Here is a 15,870-nt window from a genome sequence, read left to right on the forward strand (position 1 = left end):
GGGGAAGAAAATGTTTAGCTGACCGGCCGTTCGGCCGGTTTTGTGTTAATAGCTTGTCACAATGTGGCGCGGATCGCACTTCCTGCAGGTCCGGGGCCAGTGACCAGTGCCATATGCGATGAATGGTGGGACAGTTAAGGCATGATTGTTGCCTTTTCAGTAGCCCCCACGTCAGCCGATGCCGACGGATCGGTACACGATGCCGTCGCAGCGGCCGTGCGGGTCGTCCGCGACTCCGGCCTGCCCAATTCCACCTCCTCGATGTTCACTGAGCTGGAGGGCGAGTGGGACGAGGTCATGGACGTGGTCAAGCGTGCCACGGAGGCCGTCGCCGCATACGGTTCACGGGTCTCGCTGGTGCTGAAAGCCGATATTCGACCCGGACACACCGGGGAACTGGAGGGCAAGGTCCAGCGGCTCGAGGCCGCTTTGGAGCGCCGCCAGGACTGAGCAGGCCAAGGAGTGCCACCCATGGACGAGCAGCCGGCAACACCGAGCCAGGTCGAAGACTTCCTGGTCTCGATGTTGCATGAAACCGATCAGCAGCTCGACGCCGGCCGGCGCAGGGCCCTGGACGCCGGGCTGCCGCCCATCGAGGTCGGCCCCGGCCAGGGCAAGTTGCTGATGCTGCTGGCCCGCATCCAAGGAGCCAGGCGCGTGCTGGAGATCGGCACCCTCGGCGGCTATTCCACCACTTGGCTGGCCCGCGGAGTAGGGCCCGACGGGGTGGTGGTCACCTGCGAGTTCGAACCGCTGCATGCCCGCATCGCCCGCTCCAACCTCGACGAGGCAGGCGTCGGGGACCGGGTGCAGATCCGGCTCGGTGCGGCCCGGGACACGCTGCGCCAGCTGCTCGAGGAGGGCGTCGAGCCCTTCGACTTGGTGTTCGTCGACGCGGACAAGGAAAACAACGCGCACTACCTGGAGGCCGCCATCGCCCTGGGCCGCCCGGGAACGGTGATAGTGCTCGACAACGTGGTCCGCGGCGGCGCGGTGACCGAACCCGGGGACCCGGCGACACAAGCCGGGCGGATGCTTGAGGGAATACGGGCCGGACTCGAATTCCTCGGTGCGGACCCCCGCGTTGATGCCACGGCACTGCAGACAACCGGCCCCAAGGGTTGGGACGGATTCGCACTCGCGCTCATCAGGTAGCCGGAACCGCGGCCCGGCAGTGGTTCCCAGCCGAACCCCCTACCCTTGAAGGGTGACTACCGAGCCCTACGTGATCCGACTGGCCCTGCCAGAAGACATCCCCGCCGCATTGAGCATGAAGTCCGCCTGCTGGCGTGAGACCTATGCCTCGCAGCGCCCCGAATCATTCTTCGCCGACCACGAGTCCCGACTCGACAAGGAGGCGGACTGGTGGCGCAGCGGCCTGGAGGCCGGGGCCGAACTCTGGATCGCCACCGTCGCCGACGGGACGGTCGTCGGCGTCGCCGGAGGAGCCCCCGTGCTGCCCGACGACTCGGACGCCGGTGTGGGCATCGAACTACAGATGCTCTACGTGCTGGCCGCCCATCACGGGACCGGTCTGGGCCTGGCGCTGATGCGCCGCGTGATCGGCGATGCCCCGGCCCTGCTCTGGGTCCTGGAGGACAACCCGCGGGCCCAGGCGTTCTACGCCAAGCACGGCTTCGTCCGTGATGGCCGCTCCGAGCAGCTCATCGGCGACTGGGCTGGACTGGCCGAGGTCCGCATGGTCCGGGGTGCCGACCGTGGCTAAGGGCCGCGGCAAGGCCGCCGGGAAGAAGTCGAAGTCCCATGCCAAGGCGGGCGCAACGGAGTCGGCAGCGCCCGCTGCCGGCCCGGCCGAAGGCGACTACCCGATCGATACCGGCACGGCGACCCTGGAACGAGACCACTATTCACCCGAGGGCTGGATCCTGAAGGTCAACGGGGTCCCCTCCTCGCATGTCGACCTGGCAGACCCCGGGCGGCTCGATTTCGAGTACATGCGCTGGATCGCTGCGCTGATCCGGTCCCGTTTTCCCCCCGGGGACTACGACGGCACCGTATCGAAGCTGCGCGCACTGCACCTGGGCGGTGGCGCCTGCTCGATGGCTCGCTGGATCCATTCGGCCTACCCCAACGCCCGCCAGGTGGTCGTGGAGCTGGACGGCCGGCTCGCCGAACTGGTCCGCGACTGGTTCGACCTGCCCCGGGCCCCGCTGCTGCGCCTGCGCGTCGGCGAGGCCGGGGCGGTGCTCGCCGGCCTCGCCGATGCCAGCCGGGATCTGCTGATCCGCGATGTCTTCGCCGGGGACAAGACACCGGAGGCACTGACCAACCTGGAATTCACCGAGCAGGCGGCGCGCGTGCTGGATGCCGGCGGATTCTATGTGGTCAACTGCGGGGACTCCCCGAACCTGGAGACGGCCAAGCGCGAGGCGGCGACCATCGGCACGGTGTTCACCTACGTCGCCATCGTCGCCGACCCTCCGATGCTCAAGGGCAGGCGCTACGGCAACGTGATCATCGCCGGCTCCAACGCCCCGATCCCGGCTGGTCCGGGCTTTTTGCGCGAACTGCTCGGCGGTGGCGTCCCCGCCGCGCACTGGGACGACGAAGCGGTGCGCAAGTTCTCCCGTTACGCCATCGCCTACTGACGGCGTAGCGGGAGGGCCCCCATTAACGCCGAAGCGGCACCCGGTCCACGTGGACCGGGTGCCGCTTCGGCGTTAATGGGGTGCGGACTACAAGCCGAGGGCCTGTTCGATGACGCCGATGCTGAAGAACAATGCGAACGCAGATGCGACAACCCACATCAACGGGTGGATCTCGCGGGCACGGCCCTGGATGGTGCGAATGAACACGAAGGCGATGAAGCCGGCCCCGATGCCGTTGGCGATCGAGTAGGTGAACGGCATCAACACGAACGTCAGGAAGGCGGGCAGTGCCACGCCCCAGTCCTGCCAGTCGATCTTGGAGACCTGGGTGATCATCATGAAGCCCACGATGACCAATGCCGGAGCAACGGCCTCGAACGGTACCAGGTGGATCAGGGGAGTCAGGAACATGGCCGCCAGCAGCAGTACGCCGGTGACGATGGAGGCCAGTCCGGTGCGGGCACCCTCGCCGATGCCGGCACCGGATTCCACGTAGACCTGGGCGGAGGAGGTCGAGGCGCCGCCGCCGGCGATGGCGCCGAACGCGTCAATGAGGAGCACCTTGTCGACATCCGGGATGTTCCCGTCCTTGTCGATCGAGCCGGCCTCGCCGGCCAGCCCGACGATGGTGCCCATGGCATCGAAGAAGATCGAGAGCAGGATGACGAAGGCAAGCAGCAGCGCCGCCGTAGTGCCCAGCTTCGCGAAGGCGCCAAAGACGTTGACCTGGCCCAGCAGGGACAGGTCGGGGGTGCTCCACATCGGCATCGACGGAACGACCAGTGACCAGCCCTGCGGGTTGGCAGTCTTTCCATCCCAGGACGGACCGATCTTGAAGACCGCTTCGAGGATGTTGGCGAGCACGGCGGAGGCGATGATGCCGATGAGAATCGCGCCCTTGACCTTGCGGACGACCAGGGCGATGGTCAGCAGCAGGCCGAAGACGAAGACCAGGATCGGCCAGCCGGTGAGGTTTCCACCAAAGCCCAGGCCCACCGGCACCGTGGTGCCGGCCGCGTCCGGGATGCGGCGAACGAACCCGGCATTGACCAGTCCGATCAGTGCGATGAACATGCCGATACCGACCACGATGGCGATCTTCAGGGACTCGGGAACGGCGTTGAACACTGCGGTGCGGAAGCCGGTGAGCACCAGGATGAACATAGTGGCACCGGACAGCACTACCAGGCCCATGACGTCGGGCCAGGTCAGGCCTGGGTTGGTGGCGACGGTGACGGCAATGAACGCGTTGACGCCCAGGCCGGTGGCCAGGGCGAACGGGTGCCGGGCCCAGGCGCCCATGATGATGGTCAGGATGCCGGCGACCAAGGCCGTGGCAGCTGCAACGCGGGGAGCGCCGAGCGTTGCGCCGGTTGAATCGGCGCCGATGAGGATCAGCGGGTTGAGCACGATGATGTAGCTCATCGCAAAGAACGTGGCGAACCCGCCGCGGATCTCGCGGGAGTAGTTCGACCCGCGTTCGGTGATCTTGAAATATCGGTCTAGACGGGAAACGGCCGTCATGGTATCGGGGGAGTGGTCCTGTGTGGGCATGGGGGGAATACTAGTACCAGAGGGTGCCTCGGCGCCATGTCAGGTCATGCTTTTCGACTCAAGTAGACCCACATCACACAGTGGTGAACAATGGAAGTAACGGACCCGAGCGCGGTCCACGGCGGCACAAGCCGTAGCGCCGAAGGAGTGGAAACGATGAGCGATCAGCAGCAGCACCATGAGAGTTCCGAACACATTGAGGGCATCGTTGTCGGCGTCGATGGATCGGATCAGGGCCTGTGCGCCTTGAAATGGGCGGCCCGGGAGGCGAAGCGCCGAGGAAGCGTACTAAACATCGTGACCGCCTACACGATCCCCGTTTTCGCGGCCTCCAGCATGGACGCCGGGTACGCGACCCTTGACGACCAGTTGATCCGGGACGGAGCGGAGGCCGTCGTGCGCGAGGCCCGCGCCACCGTCACCGACGACTCGCTGACGGTGCGCACCTACATCGAGTCGGGGGACCCCACGGGCGTCCTGCTTGATCTGAGCCGCGAGGCCGAACTGATCGTTGTCGGCACCCGCGGCCGCGGCGGTTTCGTGGGACGGTTGCTGGGCTCGGTCTCCAGCGCGCTGCCCGCCCACGCCAAGTGCCCGACCGTCGTCGTGCCGGTGTGCATGGACAAGCGTTCCGAGAACGCGCCCGAGATCGCCGACGTCGTGGTGGTCGGCGTCGACGGTTCGGACCGGGCCCGTCGCGCCGTGCTGCTGGCCGCCGAACAGGCCAACGTCCGTGGTTTCAAGCTGCGCGTGGTCTGCGCACTTGCCCCGGTCAGCGGCGCGCTAGCCTGGATGCCGGCCACCGTCGACCAGGAAGCCGTCATGGTCGATGTCCGCCACCAGATGGAGATCGGGGCCCGCTGGATACTCAGCCACTTCCCCGGTCTGCAGGTCGAAACGGACGTGATCGAGGGGGCTCCGGTCGAGGTTCTGATCCGCGAATCCGCCAAGGCACACCTGCTGGTCACCGGTTCGCGAGGGCGCGGTGGGTTCGCCGGAATGCTGTTGGGATCCACCAGCCAGGGTGTGCTGCACCACTCGAAGGGCCCGGTCATGGTCGTTCCCGACGGTGATGATCCGCGGCTTGCCGACCGCTCGAAGTTCGAGAATGAGGCCGGCCTGGCCTGACCCGGTAGCCAAGAGTAATAAGGAAGGACCCGCACCGGGTTTTCAGGTGCGGGTCCTTCCTTTGTCCGGGGATTCCCGTTCGTTTAGTACCGTCCGGCGAACGGGAACAGGTTGTTGACGTAGCTCAGCGGCGTCACCGAAATCCCGACGCTCGGGTTCCGCGCGTGGATCACCATGCCATCACCGAGGTAGATCGCCACGTGGTAGAACGAACTTCCGCCGTTGCTGGAGGAGAAGACCAGGTCACCGCGCCGCAGCTGGCTCAGCGGCACCTTGACCGGTGCTGCCGCGTACTGCTGTGACGAGGTGCGCGGAAGGCTGATCCCGGATTTGGCGAAGGCCGCTCCCGTGTAGCTCGAGCAGTCGTAGAAGTCGGGCCCGTTGGCACCATAGCGGTACCTCTTGGAATCGTCGTTGGCGATGGCATGCGCCCAGGCGATGGCCGCTGCGTAGCTGTTGCCCGATGGCGGGGCAACCGGAGGCTTGCTCGGCGTCGGCGTCGGCGTCGGCGTCGGCGTTGGAGTTGGCAGCGGCTTCGGCGGCTTCGGGGCCTCGGGTGTGGGAGTAGCGGTGGGGGTTTCCCGGGGCGGCTTGGGTGCTTCCGGCGAAGGTGACGGGGCCTCGGGTGCCGGTGTCCCGGGTTTCGGAGTAGCCGTGGGGGTTTCCCGGGGCGGCTTGGGTGCTTCCGGCGAAGGTGACGGGGCCTCGGGTGTCGGCTTCGGGGCCTCGGTCGTTGGTGCGGGCCGCGACGGCTCCGGTGTGTCGGGGACCTCGGGCTCTGGCGCCGGAGCAACAACGATGGGTGCGGGCTTCTTCGACGGTTTCACGGAAGCCACCGGAACGAAACTGTTGCCGGGTGATGCCATGCCGCTCGGTGCCTTTTCCGGGGGCGCCAGGGCTAGTGGAGGCTCCGACTGGGGGCTTTCGATGACGGGCGGTTCAACGGGGGTGCTGGCGATCAGTTCAGCCAACCGCTTATCCTCGTCCGCCGCTTCCTGGGCTTCGATGCGCTTGTGCTCCGCCTTGGTGCTGGTGCCGCGCACATCCGCCAGATCGGAGATGAGTTGGTCGCGAAGCTTCTGGCGCGGTGCCAGGAGGGCCTCGTAGGCCTGGAGGCTGGCTTGCGCCGATGATGCGGTAGCCGTGTGGGTGTCCGCGGCTTCCTGTGCGGAGGCCTCGGCCGCAGCCGCGTAGTCCTGCCAGGCCTGGGAGAGGATGGACGCCTGTTCTGCGGTATCAACCATGCGGACGCGGTTCGCCGCCAGCGCGCCCATGGTAGAGGCCTTGTAGAGCAGATCGTTGTTCTCGCCCTGGTTCAGCAGGGAACTGACGCCCGGGTTTACCCCGCCGGTGCGGTACAGGTCCGAGACCAGGGCTCCCATCTGCTTCTTGCTGGAGGCCAGGTAAGTGGCCGCGCGGTCTGCTTCGGTCCGGGCCTCCTTGGCGGTTTGCCGACGCAGGGACAGGATTTCGTTCGAGGTCAGCAGTGAGTCCTGGTCGACCAGTGCCGTGGCTTCGGCGTCCCTGACTTGGGCACGGGCGGTTGCGATGCTTGCCTCTAGCCGGGCGACCATGGCCTTGAGTGCTTCCGGGTCGTCCTTTGCCGCATTGATCTCTGCCTTGGAAGGTAGAGCTTCAGGAGCGGCGGCGGGGGAGGAGGGCGACCAGGTGGTGGCGGGTGCCATCGGGGCGGGGCCAGGTGCTGCCTGTGCCGCGGGGACGCTGGAGGCCAGGCAACCTGCCGCCAATGCGAGAGAGCACGTGGCAACGCTCAAGGTGTGCCGTAGGGACATGCTGGGTTTTCCTCACCGTCGCGAGCCGAGGCGTGGACACGGAAAATCACGTGCACCCATGGGCCGCATTGATTCAGCCCGTTCGCCGCTTCTTCCAGCCACCCTATGCGACAGGTGTTCACACTGGCAACACCAGTAACAGGAGCCACTCTAATTACATTTATGTCATTTGCCGTTGAAATCCCGGGGTTTTCGAGTTTAAGCAGACCGGGTGGCGAAGGGAGCCAAGGTTCCCTTCGCCACCCGGTCTGGGTGGTTCCGTCCGTTTTTAGTAGCGTCCACCGTACTTGTAGATGTTGCGCATGCCGGCGTAGTTGAGCTTGGTCACCGAGATGCCCGCGGAGGGGTTGCGAGCGTGGGCAATCTTTCCCCCACCGATGTAGAGGGCGACATGGTAGAACGAGCGTCCGCCATTGGAGGACCAGAAGACCAGATCGCCCTTCGTGAGCTTGGAGAGCTTCACCTTGGCCGGAGCTGCCTTGTACTGCTGGCTCGAGGTGCGCTGGAGCTTCTTTCCGGCGCTGGCGAATGCTTTGCCGGTGTAGCCGGAGCAGTCGAAGTATGTCGGCCCGGTGGAGCCGTACCGGTACTTGTACTTGTTGTTGGAGGCGACCTTCTTAGCCCAGGCCACGGACTTGTTGATGCGCACGGCGCGGGAAGGCGCCTTGGTCGAAATGCTGATGGCGGAGGGTACTGCCATGGCCGCCGTACCGGCGCCGGTTGTGGTCATTCCGGCCGCAAGCGTCGCTGTTGTGTCCTCAAGTGCAGTGCCGGGAGTGGTGGCGGGCGCCAGGTCGGGGACCGAGGTTTCGGAATACCTCAGCGTTTTCCGCATGGCGGCAGCGTTGGCAGTCGCACGGGCCTTGTCGATCCGTTTGGTTTCCGCGGCCACCGAGGTATTGCGCAATTTAGCGGATTCCTTGATCAGCTCGGTGCGCTTCTTGCCCAAGGCCGCTTGAGCGGCTTCTGAGGCGGTGCGGATGTCTGCGACGGCCGCGGCGGCCTGCTTCAGGTCGACGCTCGGAGCGGCGGAGCTCAGGGATGCGAGGCTGGTTCCGGCAATGGCTGCAAGCTGCGGGGCCGGGCCGGAGGCAGTGTCCTCGGCGAGGGCAAAGTCTTCAGAAACCTGCATGGAGGCGATGTCGGCATCTTCGAGTGCGGTGCCGATGCGGGCGATCTGGGAGTCGATTTCACCTGTGGTGGTTCCGACGGTGACGGTGGCCGCTGTCCGGGCCTTGGTGATGCTGGACAGGGCCTGGTCAACCGAGAAAGTCGGGACCTCCTGCTGTCCGCCCACAGCCACAATGGGGGAGGGAATCGGGGGCGGGGCAGCGTTGGTGCCGCCAGCGAGTGTTCCGGTCAGTACGAGGGCCGTGCTGGTGGCAATCACCAAGTGTCGAAGGCTGAACATGGGGGATTTTCCTAACTGCCGCGCAGCCAGACGGATTGTTCGCGTTCATGCGGGATGGGCTCAGGATGGGCCTGACCCTTCTCGCTTCCGGGTGGATAAAGAATCGCGTTCCGACGGTGCATCCCCAAGATGTAGGAGTGGTGGGGCGGCATGTGCAACGAATGCATAACGATAATAAGCAGATGCCGTGTCTAAATGGTAACGAAATGGACTCGAAGGATGTATTTTTCGTCCAAAAAATGCTGAGAATCGAAAACGTCGCGAGTCTCAATGTCAACCTGACTGGCGGGTATTGATCCTCAGTCCTCACTGTGATGCAGGTCACAATCGAATAAGTCTCACTTTATGCTTTCGATGCCGGCTGGTGCCTGGTTGCCCTATCCCCAGCCGAGGTCGTGGAGTTTCTTGTCGCCGACTCCGAAGTGATGGGCGATCTCGTGGACCATGGTGATACCCACCTCTTCGATGACCTGCTTTTCGTTTTCGCAGATCTCAAGGATTGAGTCCTTGTAGATGGTGATGCGGTCCGGCAGGGCGCCAGCGCCCCATCCTCCGTCGCGTTCAGTGAGGGCCACTCCTTCGTAGAGCCCCAGGAGTGCCGTGGCAGGATCCTCGTGGGGCAGCGGCTGATAGCGATCCTCGATGAAGATGGCGACGTTGTCCATCAAGCGCAGAAAGCTTTTCGGTATCTGGTCCAGCGCGTCTTCGACCAGGAGCTCAAATGCGTCGTCACTCATTTCGAAAGCCATGCCACTGACTCTATCCAGTGCCGGCAATGCGCGAACCCGCCCCCGTTTTGCACATCGGCGCAGAACCCTTTATAGTTTATGAAGTCCACTGCGGGGGAGAAATTCACCGCGGCGTTCCTGGCCCCCATCGTCTAGCGGCCTAGGACACTGCCCTTTCACGGCGGCGGCACGGGTTCGAATCCCGTTGGGGGTACGAACGAGATAGGGATTTTGCAAGAGCTAAAAAGTTCTGGTACAGTTCTTGTCTTGTGAGCGAGGGAAGCTTCGCTTAAGTAAGGCCCTGTAGCGCAGTTGGTTAGCGCGCCGCCCTGTCACGGCGGAGGTCGCGGGTTCAAGTCCCGTCAGGGTCGCTCTGGTTTTCTGGTTCGCTGGAAGATCTCTGTGATCATCATGCCTGATGATGCCAGGCTCTGTAGCTCAGTTGGTAGAGCGTTCGACTGAAAATCGAAAGGTCACCGGATCGACGCCGGTCGGAGCCACCAGCTAGACCCCCTTGGAAACAAGGGGGTTTTTGCGTTAACGGGCAGAATGGAGCCTCCAGCCGGGGGCCAGGTTGAAATGTGCCGCATATCTCATGGTCCGCTTTCCCGGGCGCGACGATAGGCTGGGTGGACATTGATTCTCAAGTGGGGGACGCGTTCATGAATGCAGGAGAACAGGACACCGCAGGCGAGCCTGAGACTTCCGTGCTGGCTACCGGTGTCACCACGGTGACTGAACTGGCCGTTTCGAAGGTCGCCGCTGCAGCGGCCCGCGCCGTTCCGGGTGTCCACACCTTGGGCCTCGGAGCCAACCGGGCATTGGGGGCCATCCGCGGCGCCGTTTCCGGAACCTCCGGTCCGGTTCATGGTGTCAGCTCTGAGATCGGAGCCACCCAGGCTGCTGTGGATATCGTGCTGACCGCAGACTACGGGCCAGCGTTGCATGAACTGGCCGCGTCCGTCCGGGCCGCCGTCTATGTGGCGGTTGAACAGCTCACCTCGTTCCGCGTGATCGAGGTCAATATCGAAATCGGCGACGTCTACGTCCCCGAACCCAGCGACGAGGGGCCAAGGGCCGTCGAGGCCGGCTCCGGAGGGACGCCATGAAAAACACCATGATTGGAGCCTTGGTCGGCATAGTGCTGGCATGGGCCGCACTGAACCACGGCATCGGAGGATTCCTGCTGATGGCCCTATTCATGGGTGTCGGGGCCCTGATCGGCCGCCTCCTTGACGGTCGCATCGATGTACGCAGCCTGCGCGATGCCTTCACCGGGCGCCGTTCCTCGTCGTGACCACGCCCGGAACCCCGCTCCCTGCCCCGCCCCGTCTCACCGCACCCGAAGAATATGCCGGACACACTCGTATTAGAACCCAAGCGCTGAATACCATCGCCCGGGTTGTGGCGGCGGAGGTTTTTAACGTGCCGGTCAATCGGATCAAGGTGGAGCTGCGCGATGAATTCGGGTCGCTGGCCTTTACCCTGAGCCTGCCGCTGCCCATGCGAAAGCTGGGCCAAGGCACTGTCCCTATGCGGGCCAGCCTCTGGGAGACGGCCAGGGATTCGCGCGCCGACGTCCGCGACCGGTTTACCAGCCTCACCGGATCCCAGGTGAGTCGCGTGGACGTCAGGGTCACCGGGGTGCTGTTGAAGGAAGGAAGGAGCGGATCGTGATCGAGAAGGAACGAAATCGACTACGGGAACGCGAACTCACCAGTTCACGAGCCCCGGCCTCCGTCGTGGCCGCGGTGCTGGTGGTCTGCGTCTGCCTGTATGCCCTCTTTGAAGTGGCGCTGAAGGCGCTGGGGCAGCCGGCCTTGCTGGCTGCGCCCGAAACCTGGTGGGCTGCCATAGAAAACCTCCCTAAGACTGGAGATCCGACGCTATTGCTGACTGGCGGTGTGCTGCTGCTGCTGCTGGGCATCGTCTTCCTGCTGCAGGGGCTGCTGCGCGGACGCAGGGCACGCCATGCAATAGCACTAGGTGAAAGCGTCCTCATCGTGGATGACCAGGTTATTGCCGCTTCACTCGCGCGCCGCGCCCGCACCGAGGCGGGTGTCGCCCGCGAACAAGTGCTCGTGGTGGTCAGCCACGCGCGGGTGGAGGTCCAGCTGCGTCCCACTTCCGGAATGCCGGTGGATGCCGACCAGATTCGCGCGGCGGTCGAGGACGAACTGCGCACGAACCTGATCACTCCCGTGCCCTCGGTGAGCGTACGGGTTGCCGAGACCGGGGTGATCGGACAATGAATGGAACTCCCAGGGCAGTCAACAGGGTCCTGCTCGTCGTCATCGGACTGATTTTCATCGGGGCGGGTCTTCACCTCGTGCTCGTCGAGACGGTTTCCCCGTACTCGGCCGCTGCCCACCGCGCAACCGGAGCCATCGGTGCATCGGTACGGGGATTACTTGACTCCACCACATTGCCCGGCCAGAAGGATTCCTGGCTGTGGATCGGGGCCACGGCGCTGATGATCGTGTTGGTGTTGTTGATGCTTTGGTGGATTTCGGTCCAGGGCAAGGGCAAGACGGGGATTTTTGCCCGTGAATATCAGGAAGCGGGAATGCGCGGAATCGTCGAATTGACCGGCATGGTTCCCGAACAGGCGATCAAGGCGGCCCTGGCGTCACGGACCGACATCGTGGGGGTCTCGGTGAGCACCTGGACTGCCCGGGGCGACGCCGGGCTGAGGATCAAGGTCATGCCGCGGCAGGGAGCGGCGCCCCTGCGGATTGCCGAGGACCTGGATCTGCTGGCCACGGAATTGCAGCAGGCGCTCGGCCGCGGCGGAGCTGTCGTGATCCATCTTGCCGGCGGGGCCCGTTCGAAGATGTCGCGCTCCGAACGAGCCCGATAGCCGGGGCTTAGGAGCCTCGAATGATCCCCCTTTAAGTAGGTAGCGGAAACGCATCCTTTTAATAAGGGACAGCTAGGCGAATGCCAGGCAGGAGGACCCGGTCTGTGTGGACCGGGTCCTCCTGCCTTTCGCTGAGTGTGGTCCCGAACCCCGGCTAGTTCCCCTCGGGGAGGAGCCAGAGCGCCGAATTCGGGACCAGGGCACCGTCTTGGACGGCCTCGGTCTGGCTCTGTGCCACCACGCGATATCCAGTGGGCAGCTCGATCGGGGTGTCGCCCAAGTTGGCCAACACCAGCATGTCGCGGTTGGAGAAGGCCAGCACGCCGCGATCGGCGTCGTTCGACTCGCTCCAGCTCAGGTTTCCACGGCCCAACTCGTGCTCGGCACGCAGTCTGAGCACGCCGCGGTAGAGCTCGTACGTCGATCCGTCCACGCCCACCTGGCAGTCAGCTGCGTAATGCGCATAGCTTTCGGGCTGGGGCAGCCACGGATCGGCAGCCGGAGTCACCAGGGAAAACCCATTGCCCGGGGCACCGGCAACCCACGGCATCGGCACGCGGCAGCCATCGCGGCCGCGCTCGGCGCCGTTGGTGCGGAAGAAGCTCGGGTCCTGACGCAGTTCGTTGGGCAGAGTGGTGTGTTCGGGCAGTGAAAGCTCGTCGCCCTGGTAGATGTAGGAGGAGCCTGGCAGACCGAACATGAGCATTGCCGCGGCGCGGCCGCGGGCCCAGCCCAACGCCTCGTCGGGCTGCTCGTCGGTGGCTGCGATGCCCTTGGGAAAGGCGGTCGGATCCGACAGCCCGTAGCGCGTGGAATGGCGTACCGTGTCGTGGTTGGAGAGCACCCAAGTCGGTGGCGCCGAGACGACTGCGGCCTCGGCGAGGGTCTCCACGACGTTGTCCATCATCCGCTGGGCGTCCCAGCCGGCCAGGAGGAAGCCGAAGTTGAAGGCCTGCTGCATTTCGCCGGCTCGCACGTAGCGGAAGATCCGGCTCATCGGCTCAACCCAGGCCTCGGCGACCAGCATGCGATCACCGTCGTAGGCGGCCAGGATCTTGTTCCAGCTCTCATAGATCTCATGTACGCCCTCCTGGTCGAGGTAGGGTGGGCCGGCGCTACCGGAGGGGGCCATGTTGCCCTCAGTGGTTTCGCCGCCCGCGACGGGGGCCTCCCAGTCGGGAAGGCCGGCTGCCTTGACCAGGCCGTGGGCGACGTCGACGCGGAAGCCGTCGACTCCACGGTCCAGCCAGAAGCGCAGCACGTCTTCCATTTCCTCGCGGACCACGGGGTTTTCCCAGTTCAGGTCCGGTTGTTTGGTGTCAAAGAGGTGCAGGTACCACTGGCCGGGGGTGCCATCGGCTTCGGTGATGCGGGTCCAGGCGTGGCCTCCGAAGAGCGATTTCCAGTTATTCGGTGCGATCTCGCCGTGTTCGCCCTTGCCGTCGCGGAACAGGTAACGTGCGCGCTCGGGGGATCCGGGGGGCGAGGCCAGAGCCTGGACAAACCATTCATGCTCATCGGAGCTGTGGTTCGGGACCAGATCGACGATGATGCGCATATCCAGCGCATGGGCCCGGGCCAGCATGTCGTCGAAGTCGGACAGGTCCCCGAACATCGGGTCCACGGTACGGTAGTCGGCCACGTCGTAGCCGGCGTCGGCCTGCGGGGAGGTGTAGAACGGGGAGAGCCAAACCGCGCCGACGCCCAGGTCCTTGAGGTACGGCAGCTTCGAAGCGACACCCCGCAAATCGCCCATACCATCGCCGTTGGCATCGGCGAATGAGCGGGGATAGACCTGATAGATCACTGCGTCCTGCCACCAGGGGGCAGGCTGGGCGTGCTTGGGCATCGGGGCTCCTTGTGGCTGTGGGGCATGGCCTAGCTGGTGGACCGGGCGGTCATCCAACCATAGTGCGCACGCTTCCGCCCGGTCCACGGCAAGCAAGTCCCGGTCCGGAGCCGGCTAGGAGGCGCGGGCGAGCTGCCGGACCCGTAGCCAACGGCTAGCCAGCCGCCGGTAGGCAGCCGCTGCACCGAGCATGTCCGAATCGGCCAGGGACTCGAGCCCCATGCGCAGGTCGTGCGGCGAATCGTCGGGCCAGACCAACGGGGCAATGCGCCCGTAGTCGAGCTCGATGATGGAGTCCTCGCTGAACAGGCCCAGCCATTCGCACAGTGCGGTGAGCTCGTCGAGCAGGTCCATCTGCGGGGCGTGGATGGCCAGGGTCGCCGCCGCATAACGGGCGCGATCCAGCGCCTGGCCAAGGGGTGCGCTGATGCGCACCCCCAGCAGGTCCGAGTCGTCCTCGACCAGTTCCCGATGGTCCTCCTCGTGCAGCAGCACGAACCATCCGAAGGGGATGCCCCAGGTGGCGCCGCGCGTATGCAGGTGTGCCACATCCTCGGCGAACCGGGAGGAATCTACCCTCGCCGCGTTGGCCTCCCGGGCAGCTTCGGGAAGCAACAGGTCCAGCACCTGCCGGCGCATGCTGCCATCGAGCTGTTCGGCTGCCAGCACGGACCTGGTCGACAGCTGCGAGGGGCAATAGTAGGCAGTGGTCAAGCCGTCGGCCCGCGGATAATGCAGCACCCGGAACGACTCGTGCGTCGAATGCGGGAACGGATCGCTCAGGGTGCGGGTGAGCCGGGCCAGCGACTCGTAGGCCTCGGCACCCTCCAGCTGTTCACGGGAGACATCCTTCTGGCCGCCGATCAGCAGCTGGTCCTCATCGGAGAAGGCGCGCAGCGGCTCGAAGACACGCAGGTGCGCGGTGGGAGGGGTTGCCCGGCGTCTCGTGTCCGATGAATACTCCATGTCCGTCCTAGCCGAGCTCCACGATCACCGGGGCGTGGTCCGAGGCGCCCTTGCCCTTGCGTTCCTCGCGGTCGATGCTTGCACCGGTGACGCGTGCCGCCAGCGCGGGGGACGCCAGGGTGAAATCGATGCGCATTCCCTCGCCCTTGGGGAACCGCAGCTGGGTGTAGTCCCAATAGGTGTAGGTCTTCGGGCCCGGGGTGTACGGACGAACCACATCGGTGAACCTGGTTTCCAGGAACGCATTGAAGGCGTCCCGTTCCGGGGCGCTGACGTGGGTCATCCCGTTGTCGCGGAAGAAGTCGATGTCCCAGACGTCCTCGTCCAGCGGGGCGATGTTCCAGTCGCCCATCAGTGCGATCTGTGCCTCTGGGTTCTCGGTGATCCATTGGCCAGCCAGCTTGTTCAGGGTGTCGAGCCAGGAGAGCTTGTAGGGCATGTGCTCGTCGGCCAAGGCCCTGCCGTTGGGCACGTAGAGGCTCCAGATGCGGACCCCTCCACAGGTAGCGGCGATGGCACGGGCCTCCTGGACCGGGTCCTTGCCGCCCTTGCCGAAGGCGGGTTGGCCTTCGAAGGTGCGCTCGACATCGTCCAGGCCCACGCGGGAGGCAATGGCCACGCCATTCCACTGGCTGAAGCCGAAGTGGGCCACCTCGTAGTCGTTGTTCTCGAACAATTCCCAGGGGAAGTTCTCATCCTTGCACTTGGTTTCCTGGATCGCCAGGACATCGACGTCGGAGCGGCGTAGCCAGTCTTCGACGCGGTCGGCACGGGCCCGGAGGGAGTTCACATTCCACGTAGCAATCTTCACCACTCCAACCTATCAACTGGGAGGGTGCCGCGCGCCCTCCGTGACCGAATGCACGCGGTCGGCAAACACCCGTGACCAGGCCCGGCGGACCCCTATAAATTACTAGGAAGTCCGAGTAGATTCGGAAGTAGGCGGTGCCCAGCGCCCCACCCAGGGCCCGT

General features: G+C 65.0%; 17 protein-coding genes and 3 tRNA genes. 13 read left to right on the top strand and 7 right to left on the bottom strand.

Annotated features, from left to right (window positions below; all coding sequences use genetic code 11):
* Window positions 1-141: 141 nt before the first annotated feature.
* From E9229_RS06140 to E9229_RS06155, 4 genes are read left to right on the top strand one after another with little or no spacing between them, the layout of a single operon-like run.
* Complete coding sequence (locus E9229_RS06140) at window positions 142-450, top strand: thiamine-binding protein (protein WP_183510388.1); 309 nt, start codon at window positions 142-144, stop codon at window positions 448-450.
* Between the two features lie 21 nt (window positions 451-471).
* A complete protein-coding gene (locus tag E9229_RS06145) occupies window positions 472-1,155 on the top strand; it encodes an O-methyltransferase (RefSeq protein ID WP_183510390.1) in 684 nt (227 codons plus the stop codon).
* Between the two features lie 52 nt (window positions 1,156-1,207).
* On the top strand, window positions 1,208-1,726 hold the full coding sequence (locus E9229_RS06150) for a GNAT family N-acetyltransferase (protein WP_183510391.1): 519 nt from the start codon (window positions 1,208-1,210) through the stop codon (window positions 1,724-1,726).
* Window positions 1,719-2,609 carry a spermidine synthase gene (locus tag E9229_RS06155; RefSeq protein ID WP_312855615.1) on the top strand — a complete coding sequence of 297 codons (891 nt, stop codon included), beginning with the start codon at window positions 1,719-1,721 and terminating at the stop codon, window positions 2,607-2,609. Before E9229_RS06150 ends, E9229_RS06155 begins: the two co-directional genes overlap by 8 nt.
* Before the next feature lie 87 nt (window positions 2,610-2,696).
* Here E9229_RS06155 and E9229_RS06160 read toward each other — a convergent pair whose 3' ends face one another.
* Complete coding sequence (locus E9229_RS06160; RefSeq protein ID WP_246380378.1) at window positions 2,697-4,163, bottom strand: NCS2 family permease; 1,467 nt, start codon at window positions 4,161-4,163, stop codon at window positions 2,697-2,699.
* Between the two features lie 156 nt (window positions 4,164-4,319).
* Between E9229_RS06160 and E9229_RS06165 the strand changes: the two genes are divergently transcribed.
* Window positions 4,320-5,291 carry a universal stress protein gene (locus E9229_RS06165; RefSeq protein WP_183510392.1) on the top strand — a complete coding sequence of 324 codons (972 nt, stop codon included), beginning with the start codon at window positions 4,320-4,322 and terminating at the stop codon, window positions 5,289-5,291.
* A gap of 83 nt (window positions 5,292-5,374) precedes the next feature.
* On the opposite strand, the gene E9229_RS06170 is transcribed toward E9229_RS06165, so the two are convergent.
* The 3 genes from E9229_RS06170 to E9229_RS06180 all read right to left on the bottom strand — a co-directional run bounded on the left by E9229_RS06170 (window position 5,375) and on the right by E9229_RS06180 (window position 9,232).
* Window positions 5,375-7,084: an NlpC/P60 family protein gene (locus tag E9229_RS06170; RefSeq protein WP_183510393.1), complete on the bottom strand. Its 1,710-nt coding sequence runs from the start codon at window positions 7,082-7,084 to the stop codon at window positions 5,375-5,377.
* Between the two features lie 268 nt (window positions 7,085-7,352).
* Window positions 7,353-8,495 (bottom strand): C40 family peptidase, encoded by a 1,143-nt coding sequence (locus tag E9229_RS06175; protein WP_183510395.1) that lies wholly within the window; start codon window positions 8,493-8,495, stop codon window positions 7,353-7,355.
* Window positions 8,496-8,872: 377 nt separating this feature from the next.
* Entirely contained in the window at window positions 8,873-9,232 is a 360-nt protein-coding gene (locus E9229_RS06180; RefSeq protein ID WP_246380380.1) for a metallopeptidase family protein, read from the bottom strand.
* 132 nt (window positions 9,233-9,364) lie between these two features.
* Between E9229_RS06180 and E9229_RS06185 the strand changes: the two genes are divergently transcribed.
* The 8 genes from E9229_RS06185 to E9229_RS06220 all read left to right on the top strand — a co-directional run bounded on the left by E9229_RS06185 (window position 9,365) and on the right by E9229_RS06220 (window position 12,083).
* Window positions 9,365-9,437 (top strand) — tRNA-Glu (locus E9229_RS06185).
* An 83-nt stretch (window positions 9,438-9,520) separates the two neighbouring features.
* Window positions 9,521-9,594, top strand: a tRNA-Asp gene (locus tag E9229_RS06190).
* A 56-nt stretch (window positions 9,595-9,650) separates the two neighbouring features.
* A tRNA-Phe gene (locus E9229_RS06195) sits at window positions 9,651-9,726 on the top strand.
* A gap of 159 nt (window positions 9,727-9,885) precedes the next feature.
* Window positions 9,886-10,332 carry an Asp23/Gls24 family envelope stress response protein gene (locus E9229_RS06200; protein WP_183511911.1) on the top strand — a complete coding sequence of 149 codons (447 nt, stop codon included), beginning with the start codon at window positions 9,886-9,888 and terminating at the stop codon, window positions 10,330-10,332.
* Entirely contained in the window at window positions 10,329-10,520 is a 192-nt protein-coding gene (locus E9229_RS06205; RefSeq protein ID WP_183510397.1) for a DUF2273 domain-containing protein, read from the top strand. Before E9229_RS06200 ends, E9229_RS06205 begins: the two co-directional genes overlap by 4 nt.
* Window positions 10,521-10,648: 128 nt before the next feature.
* Complete coding sequence (locus tag E9229_RS06210; RefSeq protein ID WP_183510398.1) at window positions 10,649-10,900, top strand: hypothetical protein; 252 nt, start codon at window positions 10,649-10,651, stop codon at window positions 10,898-10,900.
* Window positions 10,897-11,475, top strand: coding sequence for a hypothetical protein (locus E9229_RS06215; RefSeq protein ID WP_221184391.1), 579 nt, complete (start codon window positions 10,897-10,899; stop codon window positions 11,473-11,475). Before E9229_RS06210 ends, E9229_RS06215 begins: the two co-directional genes overlap by 4 nt.
* Window positions 11,472-12,083: a hypothetical protein gene (locus tag E9229_RS06220; RefSeq protein ID WP_183510399.1), complete on the top strand. Its 612-nt coding sequence runs from the start codon at window positions 11,472-11,474 to the stop codon at window positions 12,081-12,083. The genes E9229_RS06215 and E9229_RS06220 overlap by 4 nt, the downstream gene beginning before the upstream one ends.
* 154 nt (window positions 12,084-12,237) lie before the next feature.
* Here the strand turns inward: E9229_RS06220 and E9229_RS06225 are convergent, their stop codons facing one another.
* The 3 genes from E9229_RS06225 to E9229_RS06235 all read right to left on the bottom strand — a co-directional run bounded on the left by E9229_RS06225 (window position 12,238) and on the right by E9229_RS06235 (window position 15,709).
* On the bottom strand, window positions 12,238-13,932 hold the full coding sequence (locus E9229_RS06225) for a glycoside hydrolase family 13 protein (RefSeq protein WP_183510400.1): 1,695 nt from the start codon (window positions 13,930-13,932) through the stop codon (window positions 12,238-12,240).
* Between the two features lie 114 nt (window positions 13,933-14,046).
* Window positions 14,047-14,898 (bottom strand): hypothetical protein, encoded by an 852-nt coding sequence (locus tag E9229_RS06230; RefSeq protein ID WP_183510401.1) that lies wholly within the window; start codon window positions 14,896-14,898, stop codon window positions 14,047-14,049.
* A gap of 7 nt (window positions 14,899-14,905) precedes the next feature.
* A complete protein-coding gene (locus E9229_RS06235) occupies window positions 14,906-15,709 on the bottom strand; it encodes an exodeoxyribonuclease III (RefSeq protein ID WP_183510402.1) in 804 nt (267 codons plus the stop codon).
* Between the last annotated feature and the right edge of the window lie 161 nt (window positions 15,710-15,870).

Source organism: Paeniglutamicibacter cryotolerans, assembly GCF_014190875.1.
GTDB lineage: Bacteria > Actinomycetota > Actinomycetes > Actinomycetales > Micrococcaceae > Paeniglutamicibacter > Paeniglutamicibacter cryotolerans.

Excerpts from the sequence above, each read along its gene's own strand:
- E9229_RS06140 (WP_183510388.1), top strand. The coding sequence starts at position 142 with ATGATTGTTGCCTTTTCAGTAGCCCCCACGTCAGCCGATGCCGACGGA.
- E9229_RS06145 (WP_183510390.1), top strand. The coding sequence starts at position 472 with ATGGACGAGCAGCCGGCAACACCGAGCCAGGTCGAAGACTTCCTGGTC.
- E9229_RS06160 (WP_246380378.1), bottom strand. The coding sequence starts at position 4,163 with ATGCCCACACAGGACCACTCCCCCGATACCATGACGGCCGTTTCCCGT.
- E9229_RS06165 (WP_183510392.1), top strand. The coding sequence starts at position 4,320 with ATGAGCGATCAGCAGCAGCACCATGAGAGTTCCGAACACATTGAGGGC.
- E9229_RS06170 (WP_183510393.1), bottom strand. The coding sequence starts at position 7,084 with ATGTCCCTACGGCACACCTTGAGCGTTGCCACGTGCTCTCTCGCATTG.
- E9229_RS06175 (WP_183510395.1), bottom strand. The coding sequence starts at position 8,495 with ATGTTCAGCCTTCGACACTTGGTGATTGCCACCAGCACGGCCCTCGTA.
- E9229_RS06180 (WP_246380380.1), bottom strand. The coding sequence starts at position 9,232 with ATGAGTGACGACGCATTTGAGCTCCTGGTCGAAGACGCGCTGGACCAG.
- E9229_RS06200 (WP_183511911.1), top strand. The coding sequence starts at position 9,886 with ATGAATGCAGGAGAACAGGACACCGCAGGCGAGCCTGAGACTTCCGTG.
- E9229_RS06205 (WP_183510397.1), top strand. The coding sequence starts at position 10,329 with ATGAAAAACACCATGATTGGAGCCTTGGTCGGCATAGTGCTGGCATGG.
- E9229_RS06220 (WP_183510399.1), top strand. The coding sequence starts at position 11,472 with ATGAATGGAACTCCCAGGGCAGTCAACAGGGTCCTGCTCGTCGTCATC.
- E9229_RS06225 (WP_183510400.1), bottom strand. The coding sequence starts at position 13,932 with ATGCCCAAGCACGCCCAGCCTGCCCCCTGGTGGCAGGACGCAGTGATC.
- E9229_RS06230 (WP_183510401.1), bottom strand. The coding sequence starts at position 14,898 with ATGGAGTATTCATCGGACACGAGACGCCGGGCAACCCCTCCCACCGCG.